Genomic DNA, 1,350 nt, shown 5'->3' on the forward strand with positions numbered 1-1,350 from the left:
GATGTTTGAGCGTGACCAAGAAAATAAAGAGGTTACTACTTCTAGCTCAGGTGGCAGTATCAGTTGGTCTTTATTGGGGTTAGGCTTACTCGGTTGGTTCCGTTTTCGTCAAGGAGTGAAATGGTGATAAGAGTCGTATTCAGCATCGTATTGGCCTTTATGTTGAGTGCTTGTAGTGGCGCAGAGACTGCTGTAACCAATACCACTGTAGCAGGGGATAAAGTCCCTCTATTGAGCTATCAAATAAACTCACACTATATCGTTTTTGAAGCACAGGGGAATGGATGCAGCCAGGCGGATCATTTTGCGTTACAGATAGACTCAATCCAGCAACAAGCAGCAACCGTATCGGTGATGCGCGTTAAACAAGATATGTGTCGTCGGATGCCAATGTGGGAATCTTTCACGCTTGCTTTACCTAAAGCACTCCAAGGGAAAACGCTTTCGGTGACCAATGCCCAAGGGCAGGCAGATCTCAAAGGGTAATTGTACTAGGGTCTGTTTTCAATCAGTAAAAGCCAGTGGGTAATCCACTGGCTGAGAACTAAATGTGTGCTAGGCGTGAGCAAAATAGTAAGTGCGATACCCTCCGATCAAGTTACGTGCTTTAAAGCCGTGGTTCACCAACTGGCGATAGGCGACGTTACCGCGTAACCCAACTTGGCAGTAGATAATGATCTCTTTGTCTTTCGGTAACTCATGCAGCCGCTGACGTAATTGATCGACCGGAATATTGATGTCGCCTTTGAGATAACAACCATTTTGCCGTTCATCCGGGTTGCGGACATCTAACAGAATTTGATCGTCGGTTAGGGTGTCAAGTTGCTCAAAATGAATCGCTTTAGCGTCACCTTTCATCAGGTTGGTGGCAACAAATGCGGCTTGGTTAATGACATCTTTTGCGCTGCCGTACGGTGGTGCATAAGTCAACTCTAAGTGCTGCAGTTGTTCAACGGTCATACCGGCACGTTGCGCAACCGCCATCACGTCAATCCGTTTATCAATACCGTCTTTACCGACTGCTTGTGCGCCGAAAATTTTACCGTTATTCGGATCAAACAACATTTTAAATGAGACAATTTCTGCCCCTGGGTAGTAACTGGCATGACTTGCGGTATGCACATAAACTTTTTCGTATTCAATGCCTTCACGTTTAAGTTGCTTCTCATTTTTACCGGTTGAAGCTACCGCCAAGTCGAAAATCTTACAAATTGCGGTACCCTGTGTACCTTGGTAAGTTTCATTGCGGCCAAGCATGTTGTCGGCAGCCATTCGACCTTGACGGTTCGCTGGGCCTGCCAGTGGCACTAGTGTTGGTTTTCCTGTGACAAAATCTTTCTCTTCGATGGC

Annotated in this window: 2 protein-coding genes; one reads left to right on the forward strand and one right to left on the reverse strand. The window is 46.2% G+C overall.

All coding sequences use genetic code 11. The features are described 5' to 3' along the window. The first annotated feature begins 120 nt into the window (after positions 1-120). Entirely contained in the window at positions 121-486 is a 366-nt protein-coding gene (locus B7C60_RS15380; RefSeq protein ID WP_099612398.1) for a hypothetical protein, read from the forward strand. A gap of 69 nt (positions 487-555) precedes the next feature. On the opposite strand, the gene B7C60_RS19700 is transcribed toward B7C60_RS15380, so the two are convergent. Then, positions 556-1,350: rhodanese-like domain-containing protein (locus tag B7C60_RS19700; RefSeq protein WP_281251725.1), on the reverse strand; the 795-nt coding region annotated here is incomplete at its 5' end.

Origin of the sequence: Vibrio fujianensis (genome assembly GCF_002749895.1) — a bacterium.
Classification (GTDB): Bacteria; Pseudomonadota; Gammaproteobacteria; order Enterobacterales; family Vibrionaceae; genus Vibrio; species Vibrio fujianensis.

Bases quoted from the DNA above. Each gene is read 5' to 3' on its own strand.
- B7C60_RS15380 (WP_099612398.1), top strand. From the start codon at position 121: ATGGTGATAAGAGTCGTATTCAGCATCGTATTGGCCTTTATGTTGAGT.